At 58.8% G+C, this 22092-nt stretch carries 18 protein-coding genes; 13 read left to right on the plus strand and 5 right to left on the minus strand.

All coding sequences use genetic code 11. The features are described 5' to 3' along the window. The first annotated feature begins 28 nt into the window (after positions 1 to 28). Positions 29 to 1543: an ABC transporter substrate-binding protein gene (locus BOP96_RS23175; RefSeq protein ID WP_014717612.1), complete on the plus strand. Its 1515-nt coding sequence runs from the start codon at positions 29 to 31 to the stop codon at positions 1541 to 1543. Between the two features lie 134 nt (positions 1544 to 1677). On the opposite strand, the gene BOP96_RS23180 is transcribed toward BOP96_RS23175, so the two are convergent. From BOP96_RS23180 to BOP96_RS23195, 4 genes are all read right to left on the minus strand, one after another. Beyond that, positions 1678 to 2418: a YciK family oxidoreductase gene (locus BOP96_RS23180; RefSeq protein WP_014717613.1), complete on the minus strand. Its 741-nt coding sequence runs from the start codon at positions 2416 to 2418 to the stop codon at positions 1678 to 1680. Between the two features lie 158 nt (positions 2419 to 2576). After that, positions 2577 to 3248 (minus strand): N-acetylmuramic acid 6-phosphate phosphatase MupP, encoded by a 672-nt coding sequence (gene mupP / locus BOP96_RS23185; protein ID WP_073454146.1) that lies wholly within the window; start codon positions 3246 to 3248, stop codon positions 2577 to 2579. Positions 3249 to 3252: 4 nt separating this feature from the next. After that, positions 3253 to 3951 (minus strand): bifunctional 2-polyprenyl-6-hydroxyphenol methylase/3-demethylubiquinol 3-O-methyltransferase UbiG, encoded by a 699-nt coding sequence (gene ubiG, locus BOP96_RS23190; RefSeq protein ID WP_003189760.1) that lies wholly within the window; start codon positions 3949 to 3951, stop codon positions 3253 to 3255. A 64-nt stretch (positions 3952 to 4015) separates the two neighbouring features. After that, complete coding sequence (locus BOP96_RS23195) at positions 4016 to 5347, minus strand: TRZ/ATZ family hydrolase (protein ID WP_019820640.1); 1332 nt, start codon at positions 5345 to 5347, stop codon at positions 4016 to 4018. 109 nt (positions 5348 to 5456) lie between these two features. Between BOP96_RS23195 and mtnA the strand changes: the two genes are divergently transcribed. From mtnA to BOP96_RS23255, 12 genes are all read left to right on the plus strand, one after another. Continuing rightward, complete coding sequence (mtnA, locus tag BOP96_RS23200) at positions 5457 to 6527, plus strand: S-methyl-5-thioribose-1-phosphate isomerase (RefSeq protein WP_072434401.1); 1071 nt, start codon at positions 5457 to 5459, stop codon at positions 6525 to 6527. 424 nt (positions 6528 to 6951) lie between these two features. Continuing rightward, complete coding sequence (gyrA, locus tag BOP96_RS23205) at positions 6952 to 9606, plus strand: DNA gyrase subunit A (protein ID WP_014717617.1); 2655 nt, start codon at positions 6952 to 6954, stop codon at positions 9604 to 9606. Positions 9607 to 9848: 242 nt separating this feature from the next. Further along, a complete protein-coding gene (gene serC / locus BOP96_RS23210; RefSeq protein ID WP_073454148.1) occupies positions 9849 to 10934 on the plus strand; it encodes a 3-phosphoserine/phosphohydroxythreonine transaminase in 1086 nt (361 codons plus the stop codon). Then, a complete protein-coding gene (gene pheA, locus BOP96_RS23215; protein ID WP_003172650.1) occupies positions 10934 to 12028 on the plus strand; it encodes a prephenate dehydratase in 1095 nt (364 codons plus the stop codon). Before serC ends, pheA begins: the two co-directional genes overlap by 1 nt. Positions 12029 to 12037: 9 nt before the next feature. Then, a complete protein-coding gene (hisC, locus tag BOP96_RS23220; RefSeq protein WP_073454150.1) occupies positions 12038 to 13150 on the plus strand; it encodes a histidinol-phosphate transaminase in 1113 nt (370 codons plus the stop codon). A gap of 28 nt (positions 13151 to 13178) precedes the next feature. Next, complete coding sequence (locus tag BOP96_RS23225) at positions 13179 to 15389, plus strand: bifunctional prephenate dehydrogenase/3-phosphoshikimate 1-carboxyvinyltransferase (RefSeq protein WP_238346864.1); 2211 nt, start codon at positions 13179 to 13181, stop codon at positions 15387 to 15389. Next, entirely contained in the window at positions 15386 to 16075 is a 690-nt protein-coding gene (gene cmk / locus BOP96_RS23230) for a (d)CMP kinase (protein WP_003189772.1), read from the plus strand. Before BOP96_RS23225 ends, cmk begins: the two co-directional genes overlap by 4 nt. A 120-nt stretch (positions 16076 to 16195) precedes the next feature. Beyond that, on the plus strand, positions 16196 to 17881 hold the full coding sequence (gene rpsA / locus BOP96_RS23235; protein WP_003189774.1) for a 30S ribosomal protein S1: 1686 nt from the start codon (positions 16196 to 16198) through the stop codon (positions 17879 to 17881). Between the two features lie 160 nt (positions 17882 to 18041). After that, positions 18042 to 18326 (plus strand): hypothetical protein, encoded by a 285-nt coding sequence (locus BOP96_RS23240; RefSeq protein WP_014717621.1) that lies wholly within the window; start codon positions 18042 to 18044, stop codon positions 18324 to 18326. Between the two features lie 130 nt (positions 18327 to 18456). After that, entirely contained in the window at positions 18457 to 18753 is a 297-nt protein-coding gene (gene ihfB / locus BOP96_RS23245; RefSeq protein ID WP_003189779.1) for an integration host factor subunit beta, read from the plus strand. A gap of 24 nt (positions 18754 to 18777) precedes the next feature. Then, positions 18778 to 19008, plus strand: coding sequence for a lipopolysaccharide assembly protein LapA domain-containing protein (locus BOP96_RS23250; RefSeq protein ID WP_073454154.1), 231 nt, complete (start codon positions 18778 to 18780; stop codon positions 19006 to 19008). A gap of 326 nt (positions 19009 to 19334) precedes the next feature. Next, complete coding sequence (locus BOP96_RS23255; protein ID WP_003189782.1) at positions 19335 to 20699, plus strand: Wzz/FepE/Etk N-terminal domain-containing protein; 1365 nt, start codon at positions 19335 to 19337, stop codon at positions 20697 to 20699. A 118-nt stretch (positions 20700 to 20817) separates the two neighbouring features. On the opposite strand, the gene BOP96_RS23260 is transcribed toward BOP96_RS23255, so the two are convergent. Then, positions 20818 to 21855, minus strand: coding sequence for a hypothetical protein (locus BOP96_RS23260; RefSeq protein ID WP_138726240.1), 1038 nt, complete (start codon positions 21853 to 21855; stop codon positions 20818 to 20820). Positions 21856 to 22092 lie beyond the last annotated feature (237 nt).

The following is a 22092-nucleotide window of genomic DNA, read 5'->3' on the forward strand; positions in this document are numbered from 1 at the left end:
CTGCCATTCATTAACAAGGAGTTGTGATATGCACTCGCGCCACTTGAAATTGCTCGCCGCCGCTACCCTCACGGCCTGGTCGCTGACCGCCGGCCTGGCACAGGCCGCCGGTGTGCTCACCATCGGCTGCCGTGAAGACAGCACCACCTTCGACCCGATCAAAAGCGCGCAAAACCGCGACACCTGGGTATTTGCCAACGTCTACGACACCCTGGTGCGCGTGGATAACCTGGGCACCAAAATGGAACCGGGCCTGGCCGAAAGCTGGGACATTTCCAAAGACGGCCTGACGTACACCTTCAAGCTGCGCGAGGCGAAGTTCTCCGACGGCTCGCCGATCACTGCCGCCGATGCCGCGTTCAGCCTGCTGCGCATCCGTGATAACAAGGCCTCCTTGTGGAGCGACCCGTTCAGCCTGATCAACACCGCCACGGCCAGCGATGCCAAGACCCTGGTGGTCACCTTGAAAACCCCGGCGGTGGCCTTCCTCTCGCAACTGGCGTCGCCAACGGTGTCGATCCTGTCGGAAAAAGCCATGACCAAGATGGGCGAAGACGCCTACTCGGAAAACCCGGTGACGTCCGGCGCGTTTACCGTGGACGAGTGGCGCAAGGGCGACCGCGTGATCCTGAAGAAAAACCCGAATTTCTGGCAGGCCGGCAGCGTGAGCCTGGACGGCGTGGAATGGGTGTCGGTGACCGATGACAACACGCGCATGCGCATGGTGCAGAACAACGAACTCGACACGGCGATCTTCGTGCCGTTCTCCCGGGTCGAAGAACTGAAAAAAGACCAGAACGTGGTGATTCACGCCGACCCGTCCACCCGTGAAGATCACCTGTTGATCAACCACGAGCACGGCTTGTTGGCCAAGCCGCAAGTGCGCCAGGCCCTGGACATGGCCATCGACAAGCAATCGCTGGTCAAAGCCGTCACTTACGGTCAAGGCACCGTGGCTTATTCCTACATTCCAAAGGGCTCGCTGTACCACTACGCCAACAACCTGCAACGCCCGTACGACCCGGCCGAAGCCAAGAAGCTGCTGGCCGCTGCAGGTGCCCAGGATTTGAAGCTCAACTACGTGGTCAATGCCGGCAATGAGGCCGACGAGCAGATCGCGGTGATCATCAAAGACCAGCTGGCCAAGGTCGGTGTGACCGCCAACCTGCAAAAAGTCGACCCCACCCAAAGCTGGCAGATGCTGGTGGATGGTGAGTACGATATTTCGGTGATGTACTGGACCAACGACATCCTCGACCCCGACCAGAAAACCACCTTCGTGCTGGGCCACGATACCAACCAGAACTACATGACCCGCTACAAGAACGACCAGGTCAAGGCCTTGGTGGCGGCTGCGCGGATCGAGGCAGACCCGGCCAAGCGTGAGCAAATGTATGTGGAGTTGCAGAAACTGGCCAAACAGGATGTGAACTGGATTGACCTGTACTACAGCCCCTACATCAATATCTCACGCAAGAACGTAAGCAACTTCCTGCAGAACCCGTTGGGGCGCTTCACCCTTGAGGAAGTGGTCAAAAACTGAGTATTTGAGTACACCACAAAGCAATGTGGGAGCTGGCTTGCCTGCGATACAGACACCTCGGTGCTTCAGTGACACCGCGGTGATGCTATCGCAGGCAAGCCAGCTCCCACCTTTGTTTTGCGGTGTGTCAGGGCTTACTGCGCATCGAAGGCCTGGCCATTGATGCCCGCACTGTCCGGCCCCATCAGGTACAGGTACACCGGCATGATCTCTTCCGGCGCCGGCCTTTCCATCGGGTTTTCCCCTGGGTACGCCTGGGCGCGCATGCTGGTGCGGGTGCCGCCCGGGTTGATGCTGTTGGCGCGCACTGCGGCCACATCTTCCAGTTCATCGGCCAGGGTTTGCATCAGCCCCTCGGTGGCGAACTTAGACACGCCATAGGCACCCCAATAAGCACGGCCCTTGCGCCCGACGCTGCTGGAGGTGAATACCACCGACGCATCCTGGGACAGCTTGAGCAACGGCAGTAAAGTGCTGGTCAGCATGAACATCGCGTTGACGTTGACGTGCATCACCCGCATGAAGTTCTCGCCGGACAACTGCTCGATGGGCGTGCGCGGGCCGATGATCGAGGCGTTGTGCAACAAACCGTCGAGGTGGCCGAATGCCTTTTCGATCATCGCTGCCAGCTCATCGTATTGATGGGGCAGGGCGGTCTCCAGGTTGAACGGGATCACCACCGGCTGTGGGTGGCCGGCGGCTTCGATCTCGTCATACACCTGGGCCAGGTTGGCTTCGGTCTTGCCCAGCAACAGCACGGTGGCGCCATGGGCGGCATAGGTCTTCGCCGCTGCCGCGCCAATCCCGCGACCGGCGCCGGTTACCAGGATGATCCGGCCTTTGAGCAGTTCTGGAGGGGCAGAGTAATCAAACATAAATAGCCTCGACAAATTTCAAGGTGATACAGCTCTCGAAGTGGAGTCCATATCCTGTGGGAGCTGGCTTGCCTGCGATGGCGGACGACCGGTCGCCAAATGTGCTGGCTGGCAGACCGCTATCGCAGGCAAGCCAGCTCCCACATTGCTTCGAACCATCAGCAACTGCACAGCGCGTTATCCAGCACCTTGCGCAATTCCAGCGGGTGATCCACCACCACATCCGCGCCCCAGTGGCGGGGGTTGTCGTCCGGGTGGATATAGCCATAAGTGACCGCCGCCGTGCGCGTACCAGCATCGCGGCCGGATTCGATGTCGCGCAGGTCATCGCCCACGAACAACACGCTGGCCGGGTCCAGGTCGAGCATCTTGCACGCCAGAATCATCGGCTCCGGGTCCGGCTTGCTGTTTTTCACGTGGTCCGGGCAGATCAGCACGGCCGAACGCTCGGCCAGGCCCAGCCGTTGCATGATCGGTTCGGCAAAGCGCACCGGCTTGTTGGTGACCACACCCCAGACCAACTTGGCTTTCTCGATGTCTTCCAGCAGCTCGGCCATGCCGTCGAACAGCTTGCTGTGGACTGCGCAATCCTTGAGGTAACGCTCCAGGAATTCCTGGCGCAGTTCCTCAAAACCCGGCGACTCCGGGTCCATCGAGAAGGTCACCGCGACCATCGCCCGCGCACCACCGGAAATTTCATCGCGGATGTGCTGCGGGTTGATCGGCGCCAGGCCACGGTCGGCGCGCATGGCCTGGCAGATGGCGATAAAGTCCGGCGCGGTGTCCAGCAGGGTACCGTCCATGTCGAAGAGAACCGCTTGCAACTTCACAGGCTTACTCCTCGCGCAGGGTCTGGATCATGTAGTTGACGTCAACATCGTTGGCCAGCTTGTAGTGCTTGGTCAGCGGGTTGTAGGTCAGGCCGATGATGTCCTTGACGGTCAGCCCGGCTTGGCGGCTCCACGCACCCAGCTCGGAAGGGCGGATGAATTTCTTGAAATCATGGGTGCCGCGCGGCAGCAGCTTCATGATGTATTCAGCGCCGATGATCGCGAACAGGTAGGCCTTGGGGTTGCGGTTGATGGTGGAGAAGAACACCTGGCCGCCGGGCTTGACCATACGGAAACAGGCGCGGATCACCGAGGACGGGTCTGGCACGTGTTCGAGCATTTCCAGGCAGGTGACCACGTCGAACTGTTCGGGCATTTCCTCGGCCAGGGCTTCGGCGGTGATCTGGCGGTACTCCACGCTCACGCCAGATTCGAGCTGGTGCAACTGGGCCACGGCCAGCGGCGCTTCGCCCATGTCGATGCCCATCACGGTGGCGCCGCGCTGGGCCATGGCTTCGCTGAGGATGCCGCCGCCGCAACCGACGTCCAGCACTTTCTTGCCGGCCAGGTTGACGCGCTCGTCAATCCAGTTGACCCGCAGTGGATTGATGTCGTGCAAGGGCTTGAATTCGCTCTCGCGGTCCCACCAGCGATGGGCAAGGGCTTCAAACTTGGCGATTTCGGCGTGGTCGACGTTGCTCATGGTGAATCCTCTGAATCTGATAAGTCGGTGTGTCGCGGCTGAACCCAAGGCTTCAGCCGCGTCGTTATTCGCTGTGCCCGCTGATGCGTTGGCCCCAGGCAATGGCCGTGGCGGTCAACTGTTGTTCATCCATGCGGGTCAATTGCCGGTCGTCGAGCAATGGCTTGCCGGCAACCCAAAGGTGTTTCACGCAATCGCGCCCGGTGGCATATATAAGCTGTGAGACCGGATCGTAGATCGGTTGTTGCGCCAGCCCGGAAAGATCAAAAGCGACGATGTCTGCCGCCTTGCCGACTTCCAGGGAGCCAATCTGGCTGTCCAGGCCCATCGCCCTGGCGCCGTTGAGTGTGGCCATGCGCAAGGCGCGGTGGGCATCCAGCGCAGTGGCCGAACCGGCCACGGCCTTGGCCAGCATCGCCGCCGTGCGGGTTTCGCCAAGCAGATCCAGGTCATTGTTGCTGGCGGCGCCGTCGGTGCCGATGGCCACGTTGACGCCAGCCTGCCACAAGCGCTCCACCGGGCAAAAGCCGCTGGCCAGTTTCAGGTTCGATTCCGGGCAGTGAATGACGCTGGTGTTGCTTTCTACCAGTAAAGCCAGGTCGTCTTCGCTGATTTGGGTCATGTGCACGGCCTGAAAGCGCGGGCCCAGCAAGCCAAGGCGAGCCAGGCGCGCCAATGGCCGCTCGCCGGTCTGCTCGATGGCTTGCTGCACTTCAAAGGCGGTTTCGTGAACGTGCATATGGATCGCGGCGTCCAGCTCTTCGGCGATCACCCGGATTTTTTCCAGGTTGGCATCGCACACGGTGTACGGGGCGTGGGGGCCGAAGGTGATTTTGATGCGCGGGTGGTGCTTGAGGTCGCCGAACAACTCGATACCCTGGCGGATCGCCTCGTCGGCACTGCTGGCGCCGGGGATCGGGAAGTCGAGGATCGGCAGCGCGATCTGCGCACGCATACCGCTGTTGTGCACGCAGTCACTGGCGACCTTGGGGTAGAAATACATGTCCGAGAAGCAGCTGATGCCGCCCTTGATCTGCTCGGCAATGGCCAGGTTGGTGCCGTCGCGCACGAACGCTTCATCGACCCACTTGGCTTCGGCGGGCCAGATGTGCTTTTCCAGCCAGGTCATCAGTGGCAAATCGTCGGCCAAGCCGCGGAACAGGGTCATGGCGGCATGACCGTGGGCATTGACCAGGCCGGGGCTGAGCAGCATGCCGGGCAGTTCACGCACCTCTTGCGCCGCGAGCTTCAACGCCGCGTCCCGTGGCCCGATAAAGGCAATGCAGCCGTCGCGGATACCCAGGCCATGCTCCTTGAGCACCACGCCAGCGGGCTCGACGGGTACCAGCCAGGTCGGCAGCAGCAACAAGTCGAGCGGGGCGGCAGTGGAGGTCATCGCAGGCTTCTTCCCAGGCAGCTATAAAAGAAGGGCGAAGTATACCCGAGCGTCCTGGCTGGCGGATCGCTATAATCCGCGGCTTTTGTTCATGAGTGCGGGGTAAGGGATGCGCGACCGACTGTTGGCTGCAGACAAAGTGAAGGCCATCGAATGGCGTGATGGCGCGCTGCACCTGCTCGATCAGCGCGTTTTGCCGTCCCGGACGCACTGGGTGGCCTGCAGTACCGTTGAGTCGGTGGCCGACGCCATTCGCACCATGGTGGTGCGGGGCGCGCCGGCTATCGGCATCTGCGCCGCCTATGGCTTGGTCCTGGCCGCCCGCGAGCGTATCGCCGAGGGTGGTGACTGGCAGGCTGCATGGGAAGAAGACTACGGCTTGCTGGCCCATACCCGACCGACCGCATCGAACCTGTTCTGGGCCTTGCAGCGCATGCGCGACCGCCTCGACCGCCTCAAGCAGCACGCCGACCCGCTGGTGGCGCTGGAAGCCGAAGCCGTCGCGATCCATGAGAGCGACCGGGAGGCCAACGTGGTCATGGCCCAGTTGGGTATGGAGCGGATTCGCAAGCACCAGGGCAATGCCCAGGCGATCCTCACCCATGGCAACGCCGGCGCGTTGGCCTCCGGCGGCGTTGGTACAGCCCTCGGGGTGATTCATGCCGCGTATCTGGAGGGGCTGGTCGAGCAGGTCTATGTCAATGAAACCCGCCCCTGGCTGCAAGGCTCCCGTCTTACAGCGTGGGAGTTGGCGGGCCAGGGCATCCCGGTGGCGGTGAATGCCGACTCCGCCGGGGCACATATCCTCAAGACCAAAGGCGTGACCTGGGTGGTGGTGGGGGCTGACTGTATTGCGGCCAATGGCGATGTGATCAGTAAGATCGGCACTTATCAGTTGGCCGTGTGTGCCATGCACCATGGCGTGCGCTTTATGGTGGTGGCGTCGAGTTCGACCCTGGATTTGATGATGGCTACGGGGGAGGATGTTGCGCTGGAGCAGCGCGATATGGGTGAGTTGCTTGAGGTGGATGGGCAGCGGTTGGATATCGCGGCGTTTAACCCTGTGTTTGATGTGACCCCTGCGGACCTGATCGACGTGATCGTCACCGAAAAAGGCATTGTCGAGCGGCCAGACACTGCCAAACTGGCCAAGTTGATGTGTCGTAAGCGCCTGCATTGAGGGTGTCGGTGGCTGTGGGGGCTCTATCGCAGGCAAGCCAGCTCCCACCTTCAACCGTGTTCACACATCAAAGGTGGGAGCTGGCTTGCCTGCGATTGGCCCTTGAAGTCAATAAAACGTCTGCATTCCACCCTCGCAAAAAAGCACCATCGCGCCTCTGAGCCCCTCTCGTCCCCTTCAAGCCTGTCATCCGTCAAATTACTAGCCTCCATGCGCATCAGGGGGATAGGTGCGTGGCGGCGATTGTGATAACATCCGGCGGTTTCCAGGGCTGCCCCGAGGGGTGGCCTATAACGTGCAGATCCGTGTCATAACTCGTTGATTTGTCGTAAGTCGTTGTCAGGCACCGTGCCGGCAGCGGCGAGCTTCGTTCGTCCCGAATGGATGTGACGAGGTTTCACCCGAAAAAGGAATCAGGCTTCTCATGGGCGAACTGGCCAAAGAAATCCTCCCGGTCAATATCGAAGACGAGCTGAAACAGTCCTACCTCGACTACGCGATGAGCGTAATTGTCGGTCGGGCACTGCCTGATGCGCGCGATGGCTTGAAGCCCGTGCACCGGCGTGTGCTGTTCGCGATGAGCGAGCTGGGTAACGACTGGAACAAGCCGTACAAGAAATCTGCCCGTGTTGTCGGTGACGTGATCGGTAAGTATCACCCTCACGGCGACACTGCGGTGTACGACACCATCGTTCGGATGGCGCAGCCGTTTTCCCTGCGCTACCTGCTGGTAGACGGCCAGGGTAACTTCGGTTCGGTGGACGGCGACAACGCCGCGGCCATGCGATACACCGAAGTGCGCATGACCAAGCTGGCGCACGAGCTACTGGCCGACCTGCATAAAGAAACCGTGGACTGGGTGCCGAACTACGACGGCACCGAAATGATCCCGGCTGTCATGCCCACCAGGATTCCCAACCTGCTGGTCAACGGTTCCAGCGGTATCGCCGTGGGCATGGCCACCAACATCCCGCCGCACAACCTCGGTGAAGTCATCGACGGTTGCCTGGCCCTTATCGACAACCCTGAGCTGACCGTCGATGAGCTGATGCAATACATTCCCGGCCCGGACTTCCCGACCGCCGCGATCATCAACGGTCGCGCCGGCATCATCGAAGCCTACCGCACCGGCCGTGGGCGCATTTACATGCGCGCCCGCTCGATCATCGAAGACATCGACAAGGTCGGTGGCCGCCAGCAGATCGTCATCACCGAACTCCCTTACCAGTTGAACAAGGCACGCCTGATCGAGAAGATCGCCGAGCTGGTTAAAGAGAAGAAGCTGGAAGGCATCACCGAGCTGCGCGACGAGTCCGACAAAGACGGCATGCGCGTGGTCATCGAGCTGCGCCGCGGCGAAGTGCCGGAGGTGATCCTCAACAACCTCTACGCCCAGACCCAGCTGCAAAGCGTGTTTGGTATCAACGTGGTTGCCTTGATCGACGGCCGCCCGCGCATCCTGAACCTCAAGGACCTGCTGGAAGCCTTCGTGCGTCACCGTCGCGAAGTGGTCACCCGCCGTACCGTGTTCGAACTGCGCAAGGCCCGCGAGCGCGGCCATATCCTGGAAGGCCAGGCGGTTGCGCTGTCGAACATCGACCCGGTGATCGCCCTGATCAAGGCCTCGCCAACCCCGTCGGAAGCCAAGGAAGCGCTGATCAGCACGCCTTGGGAATCCAGCGCCGTGGTCGCGATGGTTGAGCGCGCTGGCGCCGACTCGTGCCGCCCCGAGACCCTGGACCCGCAATACGGTCTGCGTGAAGGCAAGTACTTCCTGTCGCCAGAACAGGCCCAGGCTATCCTGGAACTGCGCCTGCACCGCCTGACTGGCCTTGAGCACGAGAAGCTGCTGGCCGAATACCAGGAGATCCTCAACCAGATCGGCGAGTTGATCCGCATCCTCAGCAGCGCCGTGCGCCTGATGGAAGTGATCCGCGAAGAACTGGAAGTGATCCGCGCCGAATACGGCGACGTGCGCCGCACCGAAATCCTCGATGCGCGCCTGGACCTGACCCTGGGTGACATGATCCCGGAAGAAGAGCGCGTGGTGACCATCTCCCACGGTGGCTATGCCAAGACCCAACCGTTGGCGGCCTACCAGGCCCAGCGTCGTGGCGGTAAAGGTAAATCGGCTACCGGCGTGAAGGATGAGGACTACATCGCTCACCTGCTGGTCGCCAACAGCCACACCACGCTGCTGCTGTTCTCCAGCAAAGGCAAGGTGTACTGGCTCAAGACCTACGAAATCCCGGAGGCCTCCCGCGCTGCCCGTGGTCGTCCGTTGGTCAACCTGCTGCCGCTGGACAGTGACGAATACATCACCACCATGCTGCCGGTCGAGGAATACACCGAAGGTCACTTCATCTTCATGGCCACCGCCAAAGGCACCGTGAAGAAGACCCCGCTGGAATCCTTCAGCCGTCAACGCAGCGTGGGCCTGATCGCCTTGGAACTGGACGAAGGCGACGTGCTGATTTCCGCAGCCATCACCGATGGCGAGCGCGAAGTCATGCTGTTCTCCGATGGCGGCAAGGTCACACGCTTCAAGGAATCCGACGTACGAGCCATGGGCCGTACCGCCCGCGGTGTACGCGGCATGCGCCTGCCGGAAGGGCAGAAGCTGATTTCGATGCTGATCCCGGAAGAAGGCAGCCAGATCCTCACCGCTTCCGAGCGTGGTTATGGCAAGCGCACCGCCATCAGTGAGTTCCCGGAGTACAAGCGTGGCGGCCAGGGCGTGATCGCCATGGTCAGCAACGACCGCAACGGCCGTCTCGTCGGCGCGGTGCAGGTGCTCGACGGCGAGGAGATCATGCTGATTTCCGACCAGGGCACCCTGGTGCGTACCCGTGTGGCGGAAGTGTCGAGCCTGGGCCGTAACACCCAGGGCGTGACCCTGATCAAGCTGGCCAAGGACGAAAAACTGGTCGGCCTGGAGCGTGTGCAGGAGCCTTCGGAAGTCGAAGGCGAAGAGCTCGAAGGTGAGGAATTCGAAGGCGAGGTTATCGCAGCTGGCGATGACAACGTTGACGAGCCAACCCTCGACGCTGCCGCAGACGAAGAAGAACCGCAGGAATAAGCGGACACACAGGGGGCGGATGAAGATTCGCCCCCTTGTTGTTTGTCCCCTATGAAACACAGCGCCCTTTGCCTGGACGCGGTCCATGTGGGAGCTGGCTTGCCTGCGATGCAGGCGCCTCGGTCATTCAGTGATACCGCGGCGCTGCTATCGCAGGCAAGCCAGCTCCCACAGATGTCCGCTCCAGAATGAGGGCGTTGCTGACATGATTGCAGCCCCACCAGATCAGAGTGAGATTGGATGTGAGCAAGAGAGCCTATAACTTCTGTGCCGGTCCCGCGGCGCTTCCTGAAGCAGTCCTGCAGCGTGCGCAGGGTGAACTCCTCGACTGGCATGGAAAAGGCCTCTCCGTGATGGAAATGAGCCATCGCAGCGATGAGTTCGTGTCCATCGCCAACAAGGCCGAGCAGGACCTGCGCGACTTGCTGGACATCCCATCCCATTACAAAGTGCTGTTCCTGCAAGGTGGTGCGAGCCAGCAGTTCGCCCAGTTACCGCTGAACCTGCTGCCAGAAGGCGGGACTGCCGACTATATCGACACCGGTATCTGGGGTCAGAAGGCTATCGAAGAAGCCTCGCGCTACGGCCATGTCAACGTGGCAGGCACCGCCAAGCCCTACGACTACTTCGCCATTCCCGGTCAGAACGAGTGGAAGCTGACCAAGGACGCGGCCTACGTTCACTACGTCGCGAACGAAACCATCGGTGGCCTGGAATTTGATTGGGTGCCGCAAGTCGGTGACGTTCCGCTGGTGTGCGACATGTCCTCGGACATCCTCTCGCGTCCGATCGATGTGTCCAAATACGGCATGATCTACGCCGGCGCGCAAAAGAACATCGGCCCAAGCGGCATCCTGGTCAATATCATCCGCGAAGACCTGCTGGGCCGCGCCCGTTCCCTGTGCCCCACTATGCTCAACTACAAGGTCGCGGCCGATAACGGCTCGATGTACAACACCCCGCCGGCGTTTGCCTGGTACCTGTCGGGCCTGGTGTTCGAATGGCTCAAGGAGCAGGGCGGCGTGGCGGCCATGGGTAAGTTGAACGAAGAGAAGAAGCGCACCCTGTACGACTTCATCGACGCCAGCGGCCTGTACAGCAACCCGATCAACCTCACCGACCGCTCGTGGATGAACGTGCCGTTCCGCCTGGCGGACGACCGCCTGGACAAGCCGTTCCTGGCTGGCGCCGACGAACGCGGCCTGCTGAACCTCAAGGGCCACCGCTCGGTGGGTGGCATGCGCGCCTCCATTTATAACGCCGTCGACATCCACGCCATCAATGCGCTGGTTGCCTACATGGCAGAGTTCGAGAAGGAACACGGCTAATGTCTGAGCAAGAACTCAAGGCCCTGCGCGTACGCATTGACAGCCTGGACGAGAAGGTCCTGGAGCTGATCAGTGAGCGTGCGCGCTGCGCCCAGGAAGTAGCCCGGGTGAAAATGGCGTCGCTGGCGGAAGGCGAAGTGCCGGTGTTCTACCGCCCCGAGCGTGAAGCCCAGGTGCTCAAGCGTGTGATGGAGCGCAACAAGGGCCCGTTGGGCAACGAAGAGATGGCGCGGTTGTTCCGTGAAATCATGTCTTCGTGCCTGGCGCTGGAGCAGCCGCTGAAAGTGGCCTACCTCGGCCCTGAAGGCACCTTCACCCAGGCAGCGGCCATGAAGCACTTCGGCCATGCGGTGATCAGCAAGCCAATGGCGGCTATCGACGAAGTCTTCCGTGAAGTCGCCGCCGGTGCGGTGAATTTTGGCGTGGTGCCGGTGGAAAACTCCACCGAAGGCGCGGTCAACCACACCCTGGACAGCTTCCTCGAACACGACATGGTGATCTGCGGTGAGGTGGAGCTGCGTATCCACCACCACCTGCTGGTGGGTGAAAACACCAAGACCGACAGCATCAGCCGTATCTATTCCCACGCCCAGTCCCTGGCCCAGTGCCGCAAGTGGCTGGACGCCCATTACCCGAATGTCGAGCGCGTGGCGGTGTCCAGCAATGCCGAAGCGGCCAAGCGGGTCAAGGGTGAGTGGAATTCGGCGGCGATTGCCGGCGATATGGCCGCGGGCCTGTACGGCCTGACGCGCCTGGCCGAGAAAATCGAAGACCGCCCGGATAACTCCACGCGCTTTTTGATGATCGGCAGCCAGGAAGTGCCGCCCACCGGCGACGATAAGACCTCGATCATCGTTTCCATGAGCAACAAGCCCGGCGCGCTGCATGAGCTGCTGGTGCCGTTCCACGACAACGGGATTGACCTGACGCGCATCGAGACTCGTCCTTCGCGCAGCGGTAAGTGGACCTACGTGTTCTTTATCGACTTCATCGGCCATCACCGCGACCCGCTGGTCAAGGGCGTGCTGGAGAAGATCAGTCAGGAAGCCGTGGCACTCAAGGTGCTGGGCTCTTACCCGAAAGCGGTTTTGTGAGGCTTTGACATGAGTGGCAACTTCCTCGCCCTGGCGCAGCCGGGCGTGCAACAACTCTCGGCTTACGTTCCAGGCAAGCCTGTGGACGAGTTGGCCCGTGAGTTGAATCTGGACCCGTCCAAGATCGTCAAACTGGCGAGTAACGAAAACCCGCTGGGCCCGAGCCCCAAAGTGTTGGCGGCGATTCGTGAGGAGCTGGCCGAGCTGACCCGTTATCCCGATGGCAACGGTTTTGCCCTCAAGTCGCTACTGGCGGACAAGTGCCGGGTCGAGTTGAATCAAGTGACCTTGGGCAACGGCTCCAACGACATCCTTGAGCTGGTCGGCCGTGCCTACCTGGCGCCAGGTTTGAATGCGGTGTTCAGCGAGCACGCGTTTGCGGTCTACCCGATTGTGACCCAGGCGGTGGGGGCAGATGCTCGCGTGATTCCTGCCAAGGACTGGGGCCATGACCTGCCGGCGATGCTGGCGGCCATCGATGCCCAGACTCGCGTGGTGTTTATCGCCAACCCGAACAACCCGACCGGCACCTGGTTTGACGAGCAGGCACTGAACGAATTCCTGCAGGACGTGCCCGAGCATGTGCTGGTCGTGCTGGACGAAGCCTACATCGAGTACGCCGAAGGCAGCGACCTGCCCGACGGCCTGGATTTCCTTGCGGCCTACCCGAACCTGCTGGTGTCGCGTACGTTCTCCAAGGCTTATGGCCTGGCGTCGTTGCGGGTCGGTTATGGCTTGTCCACGCCTGTGGTGGCCGATGTGCTGAACCGCGTGCGCCAGCCGTTCAACGTCAACAGCCTGGCCCTGGCGGCCGCCTGTGCGGCGGTGAAGGATGCCGAATACCTGGAAGAAGGCCGTCGCCTCAACGAAAGCGGCATGCTGCAATTGCAGGAAGGCTTTCGTGAGCTGGGCCTGGGCTGGATTCCGTCCAAGGGCAACTTCATCTGCGTCGACCTCGGCCAAGTGGCCGCGCCGGTGTTCCAGGGCTTGCTGCGCGAGGGTGTGATCGTACGCCCGGTAGCCAACTACGGGATGCCGAACCACCTGCGTATCACCATCGGTTTGCCGGCTGAGAACAGCCGCTTCCTTGAGGCGCTGGCCAAGGTTCTGGCCCGTGGTTGATGTCACTGCATTGCAACCTGCTGTGCCTATGATCGGTCGCCTGGTGGTGGTCGGCCTGGGGCTGATCGGTGGCTCCTTCGCCAAGGGCCTGCGTGAAAGCGGGCTGTGTGGCGAAGTGGTGGGCGTGGACCTCGACCCGCAGTCGCGCACGTTGGCGGTGGAGTTGGGGGTGGTGGACCGCTGTGAGGCGGACCTGGCCGTTGCGTGCCAGGGCGCGGATGTGATCCAGCTTGCCGTGCCGATCCTGGCCATGGAGAAGTTGCTGGCGGTACTGGCGGGTATGGACCTCGGGCAAGCGATCCTTACCGATGTGGGTAGCGCCAAAGGCAACGTGGTGCGCGCGGCACGATTGGCGTTTGGTAGCATGCCGCCGCGCTTTGTGCCGGGCCATCCCATCGCGGGGTCCGAGCAGAGCGGGGTGGAGGCCTCCAATGCGCAGTTGTTTCGTCGGCATAAGGTCATCCTGACGCCGCTTGCGCAAACCGATCCCACGGCGTTGGCGGTGGTGGATCGTCTCTGGCGCGAGCTGGGCGCGGATGTGGAGCATATGCAGGTCGAGCGTCACGACGAAGTGTTGGCAGCCACCAGCCACTTGCCGCATCTGCTGGCATTTGGCTTGGTGGATTCTTTGGCCAAGCGCAACGAGAACCTCGAGATTTTCCGTTACGCCGCCGGCGGCTTCCGCGATTTTACGCGGATTGCCGGCAGCGATCCGGTGATGTGGCACGACATCTTCCTCGCCAATCGCGAAGCGGTGTTGCGCACCCTGGACACCTTCCGCAGTGATCTCGACGCCTTGCGCGACGCGGTGGATGCGGGAGACGGCCATCAACTGCTGGGCGTGTTCACCCGGGCACGGGTGGCGCGTGAACATTTCAGCAAGATTCTCGCACGCCGGGCCTATATGGAAACCGCAGTGAACACCGATGATCTGACCTTCATCGCCAGCCCGGGTGGCCGCTTGAGCGGGCGCATCCGCGTGCCGGGTGACAAGTCGATCTCCCATCGCTCGATCATGCTGGGCTCGTTGGCCGAGGGGGTGACCGAGGTGGAAGGCTTCCTTGAGGGTGAGGACGCCCTGGCGACCTTGCAGGCCTTTCGCGACATGGGCGTGGTGATCGAGGGCCCGCACCATGGGCGCGTGACCATTCACGGTGTCGGCCTGCAGGGCCTGAAGGCAGCGCCGGGGCCGATCTACGTGGGCAATTCCGGCACGTCGATGCGCCTGTTGGCCGGTGTATTGGCGGCGCAGCGCTTCGACAGCGTGTTGACCGGCGATGCCTCGCTGTCCAAGCGCCCGATGAACCGCGTGGCCAAGCCGCTGCGTGAAATGGGTGCGATCATCGAGACCGGGCCGGACGGGCGTCCGCCACTGAGCATTCGTGGCGGGCAATCGCTCAAAGGCTTGAACTATGTACTGCCCATGGCCAGTGCCCAGGTGAAATCCTGCCTGTTGTTGGCGGGGTTATACGCTGAGGGTAAAACCTCGGTGACCGAGCCCGCACCGACCCGCGACCACACCGAGCGCATGCTGCGCGGCTTTGGCTACCCGGTGGCGGTGCAGGGCGCGACGGCGTCGCTGGCGTCGGGGCATGGGTTGACCGCTACGCGTATTGAAGTGCCAGGGGATATTTCGTCTTCGGCGTTTTTCCTGGTGGCGGCCTCGATTGCCGAAGGCTCCGAGCTGTTGCTGGAGCATGTCGGTATCAACCCGACCCGCACCGGTGTGATCGACATCCTGCGGCTGATGGGGGCTGATATCACCCTCGAAAATCAGCGTGAGGTGGGCGGCGAGCCGGTTGCGGATTTACGTGTGCGTGCTGCCGCGCTCAAGGGTATCGAGATTCCAGAGGCCCTGGTGCCGTTGGCGATTGATGAGTTTCCCGTGCTGTTTATTGCCGCAGCCTGCGCTCAGGGGCGTACTGTTTTACGCGGGGCCGAAGAGCTGCGCCTCAAGGAGTCCGATCGCATCCAGGTGATGGCCGACGGTCTGTTGGCTCTGGGCGTGAAGTGTGAACCCACGCCTGATGGGCTTATCATTGACGGTGGCCCGATGGGCGGCGGTGAAGTGCATGCCCATGGCGATCACCGGATTGCCATGGCGTTCAGTGTGGCTTCCCTGCGGGCGATGGCGCCTATTCGTATCCTTGACTGCGCCAATGTTGCTACGTCTTTTCCGAACTTTCTGACACTGTGTGCCCAAGTCGGCATCCGTGTTGCCCAAGAGGCTCAATTGTGAATATCAAAGCACCGGTGATTACCATCGACGGGCCTAGCGGCTCGGGCAAAGGCACAATCGCTGGCATTCTGGCCAAGCGCCTGGGTTGGTGCCTGCTGGATTCTGGCGCGCTGTATCGCCTGCTGGCGTTCGCTGCGCACAACCATGGTGTGGACCTGACCAACGAAGAGCTGCTGACGAAACTTGCCGCCCATCTGGATGTGCAGTTCATTGCGGCGACCGAGGGTCAGTTGCAGCGCATCATTCTGGAAGGTGATGAAGTCAGCGATGTGATTCGCACCGAGAGTATCGGCGCGGGCGCCTCCCAAGTGGCTGCGCTGCCCGCCGTGCGCGAGGCGCTGCTGCAGCGCCAGCGCGCATTCCAGGAGGCGCCGGGCCTGGTGGCCGATGGCCGCGACATGGGCACGGTGGTGTTTCCCGAGGCGCCGCTGAAGATTTTCCTGACCGCCAGCGCCGAGGAACGGGCACGCCGCCGATACTTGCAGTTGAAGGGCAAAGTCGATGGTGTTAGTCTGTCGAGTCTGCTAGATGAGATCCGTGCACGCGATGAGCGTGATACCCAGCGTGCGGTAGCCCCGCTCAAGCCGGCGGCTGACGCCATACAGCTGGATTCCACGGAGCTATCCATCGAGCAGGTGCTGGAACGCATCATGAGTGAAATCGCCATTCGCGATATCGCCGGGTGATCAAGAAGGCCGCAGGGGACCAGTCATAGTCCTGCGGTGGCTTCTTTTAACTGAAACTGACCCACACCGTCTGGGGTGTGGAGATGGGCGTATTCTTCGCCCTTATCAACAGGAATTAAAATGAGCGAAAGCTTTGCGGAACTCTTTGAAGAAAGCCTAAAAACCCTGAACCTTCAGGCAGGCTCCATCATCACCGGTGTTATCGTTGATATCGATTACCAAGCTCGCTGGGTAACCGTTCACGCTGGTCTGAAGTCTGAAGCTCTGATCCCGCTGGAACAGTTCTACAACGATGCTGGTGACCTGACTATCAATGTCGGTGACGAAGTTCACGTTGCTCTGGACTCGGTTGAAGACGGTTTCGGTGAAACCAAGCTGTCCCGTGAAAAAGCCAAGCGCGCTGAATGCTGGATTGTTCTCGAAGCAGCCTTCGCAGCTGAAGAAGTGGTCAAGGGCGTTATCAACGGTAAGGTTAAAGGCGGCTTCACTGTCGACGTTAACGGCATCCGTGCGTTCCTGCCAGGTTCTTTGGTCGACGTTCGTCCAGTGCGCGACACCACGCACCTGGAAGGCAAAGAACTGGAATTCAAAGTCATCAAGCTCGACCAGAAGCGCAACAACGTTGTCGTTTCCCGTCGCAGCGTGCTGGAAGCAGAGAACTCCGCCGAGCGTGAAGCTCTGCTGGAATCCCTGCAGGAAGGCCAACAAGTCAAAGGTATCGTCAAGAACCTCACCGATTACGGCGCATTCGTCGATCTGGGTGGCGTCGATGGCCTGCTGCACATTACCGACATGGCTTGGAAGCGTATCAAGCATCCTTCCGAAATCGTCAACGTTGGCGACGAGATCGATGTCAAGGTTCTGAAGTACGATCGTGAGCGTAACCGCGTTTCCCTGGGCTTGAAGCAGCTGGGCGAAGATCCATGGGTTGCTATCAAAGCTCGTTACCCAGAAAGCACCCGCGTAACCGCGCGTGTTACCAACCTGACCGACTACGGCTGCTTCGCTGAGCTGGAAGAAGGCGTTGAAGGCCTGGTACACGTTTCCGAAATGGACTGGACCAACAAGAACATCCACCCTTCGAAAGTCGTACAAGTCGGCGACGAAGTGGAAGTTATGGTTCTGGACATCGACGAAGAGCGTCGTCGTATCTCCCTGGGCATCAAGCAGTGCAAATCTAACCCATGGGAAGATTTCTCTGGCCAGTTCAACAAGGGCGATAAAATCTCCGGCACCATCAAGTCGATCACCGATTTCGGTATCTTCATTGGTCTGGACGGCGGCATCGACGGCCTGGTTCACCTGTCCGACATCTCCTGGAACGAAGTTGGCGAAGAAGCTGTTCGTCGTTTCAAGAAGGGCGACGAGCTGGACACCGTTATCCTGTCGGTTGACCCAGAGCGCGAGCGCATCTCCCTGGGCATCAAGCAACTGGAAAGCGATCCGTTCTCCGAGTACGTTCAAGAGAACGATAAAGGCGCCATCGTTAAAGGCACTGTGAAAGAAGTTGACGCCAAAGGCGCCATCATCGTTCTGGCCGACGATATCGAAGCGACTCTGAAAGCCTCCGAAATCAGCCGTGACCGCGTTGAAGACGCGCGCAACGTTCTGAAAGAAGGCCAGGAAGTAGAAGCCAAGATCATCAGCGTTGACCGCAAGAGCCGCGTGATTCAGCTCTCCATCAAGTCGAAAGACGAAGTGGAAGAGAAAGAAGCTATCCAGAGCTTGAAAGAAGCTGCTCCGGAAGCTGCTGCTGATACCACCATGGCGGCACTGCTGCGCCAGGCAATGGCTAAGCAGAACTAAGTTCTGTAAAGCTGTAGAAAAAGGGCGACTTCGGTCGCCCTTTTTCGTGCCTGAAATTTGATGAAGCAACTGCACCGAACCAAGGCATTCAGCCCAATGTCAGAACTGACTATAGTCATAAAAACGGCTATTTCGCGTTGCTGACTCAATAAGGGTTTGAATGAACAGAATTATCGTAATACTCGCCTTGCTGGTACTTGCAGGCTGCTCCTCTACCAGCGCCAAGACCCACGCCAAGCGCGGCGTCAGCGGCATCGAGGTCGACTGCTCTGGCCTGGGCAACAAGTGGGAAAAGTGCGAAAAGCGCGCCGCCCGTGAGTGCAAGATGCAGGGCTACAAGGTCATAACCCGCTCCAGCGATGCAGAGGACGAAGAGGGCGACTATCTGTTCGGCTGGAACCCTGCTGGCGCGGTGACGCGGACCATGTTGGTGATCTGTAAGTAAGGAGTTGGCTGCTTGCTGAACGTGTTTATTCAGCCTCAGATAAGTTGACACATGGGCTGTTCAAATTCATCAACTCATGCTAAAACCTTCGGAGCGCTTTTCCTAGCTGCTTGAAAAAGAAGGGAAAAATATGACGAAGTCGGAGTTGATCGAACGAATTGTCACCCATCAAGGGCTGCTCTCATCCAAGGATGTAGAGCTGGCTATCAAGACCATGCTTGAGCAAATGTCCCAATGCCTGGCCACCGGAGATCGCATCGAAATCCGCGGCTTCGGCAGCTTCTCCCTGCACTACCGCGCACCGCGCGTAGGCCGCAACCCAAAAACCGGCCAATCCGTCAGCCTCGACGGCAAATTCGTTCCCCACTTCAAACCGGGCAAGGAATTGCGCGATCGGGTGAACGAAGAAGAGGAAGAAGGCGTCTGAGTGTCTTTGGGGAAGGAGAAGGGTATGCGTGGGGTTAAGCGCGTTGTTGCGGTGTTGATTGCGGTGCTTGCGGCTTTGGTGGTTCTGGCGTTTGTGCTGGAGAACCAGCAGGGCGTGGCGCTGTCATTCCTGGGGTGGAGTACTGCGCAGATGCCGGTGGCGGTGTTTGTGGTGGTGGCTTTGATTGTGGGGATGTTAATTGGGCCGGTGTTGGGGGTGGTTGTGCGTAGGCGTCGGGGTAAGGCGGTGGTTTAGGGTTTAGTTTTAGGAATATGGGAAGGGCAATATTGGCGACCGTTTGTCAGAAACCATGCCATGTCCCGTGCTTTGAACTGCCTACCTACCTAGCCCTGTTGGTTGCGACAGTTCTCCTAGAAAATCAGAATCGCCTGACAGACATGTCAAGACTTGTAATATACCAAAGAGATGGCAGAATGGAATCTGTTCTCGATAACAGGCATTTTGTGCGCTCAAAATTTGGCAGAGACGCTGGGTTTTGGCGGCCAACCAATTAGAATAAAAAAACGCAATTTTGTCTGCATAACGAGCCCGCAGTTTCTCTTTGAAGGCAGGTTTTTGTTGTGAGTAGTAACTTTCGTGTGCCTCCCGTTACCCGATTAGATGAAGCTGATCTTCCGGCCCTTGTGAAGATTGTTTGGCATCAGAAGCGGCTGATTGCAACGGCAATCGGAGTGTGTGGACTGATAGCAGCCGCTTATGCTTTTTTAGCAACGCCAAAATATCAAGTAAGTAGCGTGCTGCGCCCGGCTGCGATCAATGAGCTGGACGCATTGAATCGCTCGGAAATCTATCATCTCCCTCCAAATGAGGCTCTCAAAAAGGTTGGCGCGACTCTAGAGTCATATGAAGCGCGCTTGGGCTTTTTTCGTGCTAATCAAAAACTATTCAAGGAGTTTGAGCGGCCCGGAAGAACACTGGAGCAGAGTTTCGAGGAGTTTAACCGTAACTCAATTAATTTGATTTTGCCCGACCCCAAAAAGTCAGACTCCCTGAGTGCTTACATAAAGTTGGAGATGAATTACCCGCAGGGTATCGATGGGGTTGCAATTCTAAATAGCTTTGTTGAATATGCGATTGCCTTTGAGCGAAATGAAATTTCCGCCGATGTAGACGTAATCGTCAAGAATCGGTTGAATGAGCTTCAGGGTAAACTTGATAATGCTCGGGCTGCTTATAATGTTCAAAAAGAAGCCAAAATAGCCTCTCTGGGGGAGGGAGATGCTCTTCGGCGAGCTCAATTGCTCGATGAGCTCAAAGCGCTTCGTGCGCAGCTGAAAACTCAGCGATTCGACCGAATGGCTCAGTTCAATGAGGCGATCGGAATTGCTCGGAGATTAGGAATTAGAAAGCCAACGACTCCGTCCTCCCTGGGAGACTCGGATCGGTCTGGTTCTTCCAGCGTGATGCGTACTGAAATCAATAATCAGCAGATACCCCTCTATTTTATGGGGGTTGAAGCGCTTGAGGCTGAGCGTGCGGCCCTTCAGCAGCGTAAGTCTGATGACTTCACGGACGGTCGCATTGCGCAGATAGCCAAAGAGCTTCAGTTACTTGAATCCAATCGTGAAATTGAGATGCTTAATAGTCGAGAGAATGAGGATCTGTTTCTTGCGGGTGTTGAGCCGTTGCGAGCAGAGATGACCCGCTTGCGCAATTTGAACATCGATATGAGTCATATCAAGTTGGTTGCTATCGATCAAAACGCGCTGGAGCCTGTGGCGCCAATTGCGCCAAAACGAGCGCTGATCGTATTGCTTAGCCTTACACTCGGGGCAATTCTGGGTGTGTTCGCCGTGTTGATACGTCATTCCATTATGAGGTCTCGCGCCCGATCGCGATCCGAGTCTGTCCAGGTAGTGATGGGGGGGGCTTCCCTTGGAGATGCTTCGGTCGATACAGTTACGGCACGCATTCGTAATGGTTAATAGTTGGAGTTAGGTGCCTCGCGTCTGTAGGGCATATTTCTATTAGGTCTCTATAGGTTTGCGGGCTAGGTCTGCTGAGTTGATTCCTTTGCAGACCTATCCCGTATCGCTAAGAGTGTTACTTCTTTTCGAAAATCAAGCAGCAGTCGTCATACTTTTTCAGTGCTTGTCCATACGCATAAAACCGTCCTTCCGGCATTATTCCGGAGGGGAAGGAAAAGGTGCCAAACTGGCCGAGGCGCATGGGCCAGATGTCTTTCTCGCTTGAGAATAAAGTTTGTATCTCTCCAGAAGCATCTATTGCGTATATGTAGGCGGAGCTTGAGAGAATTCCAGGCCCTGGGGTGCGCTCAAACACATCGCGCAAGAAGTTGCCGGTCGGCGCTCCGGGCTCGACGGTGCTGGAAAAGTAACAGATTTGCTTCCCGTAACCTGCATAAATAGACGAGCCTTCAATTCCAATGAGTGTATTTGCCGAAGCTATGCCTTCGTTCAATTGAAATTGGCGCAGGGAGTTTGGCGAAAGCTGCGAGTCTGTCGCATAGAAGTAAGAGTTGTTTAGTTGGCATAACCAGGTCGCTCGGTATGCTTGGGATCCGATAAGGATGGGCGTCAGTTTCTGTGATTTGATGGAGTAAAGCCATATTCCGGCCGCTTGTTCGAAGTCGCCTGCCAGGATGATCGCGCCTCCCAATTCGGGAGCTGGAACTATATTGTGAATATGGTTGATGCATCCTGATGGGTAAGTGAACAATATCTTCCAATCGCCGGGTTGGTCGACGGGGCATGACCACGCATTAACAGGGGCCATGTCCATGTTCTCGAAGTATTCGCCAAACATGACGGTATCTTGATCTTTCGTTTCTCCCCTTATATAGGAGAGGGCTAGAATCTTCCGACCGTTTGGTATTGTAAACTCTAGTTCAAAGGCGCCAGTTTGGATGTTCACGCGAAAAATCGTACTTCCTCGAACGGCCAGTCCCCACTCTTCATCTAATAATAAAAATGATGAAACACCCAAGCGGAAAATACGTTCGGCTGATCGAAGTCTTGGGAGTGTTTCAATTTTGTGCTGAGGGGGAAGGGTGCACAGGGGGTGAATATTGGTAAGGTCCAGGTCAGCTCTATAGAGTGCGCGCCCACGGGCGACTATCATATAATCTTGCCCGCATGCCAGTGGTCTGTAGGATTTAATGACTCTGGATAGTTTATACATTATTAGTGCTCGGATGATGGGGGTGGTCGATGATGTGTGTGCTTTGATTTTAAGTTGATATATCTTAGGTAGTGCTATTTATAATGGCTTCAATGTTTGTATTGATTGAGCATAACGGTACCACTCAGTGCGCTGGTTTATCCAGTCAGCAAGGTTGAATGGTGTCCGGGTGCTTCG

Source organism: Pseudomonas sp. FSL W5-0203, assembly GCF_001896155.1.
In the GTDB taxonomy this organism is placed as follows: domain Bacteria; phylum Pseudomonadota; class Gammaproteobacteria; order Pseudomonadales; family Pseudomonadaceae; genus Aquipseudomonas; species Aquipseudomonas paracarnis.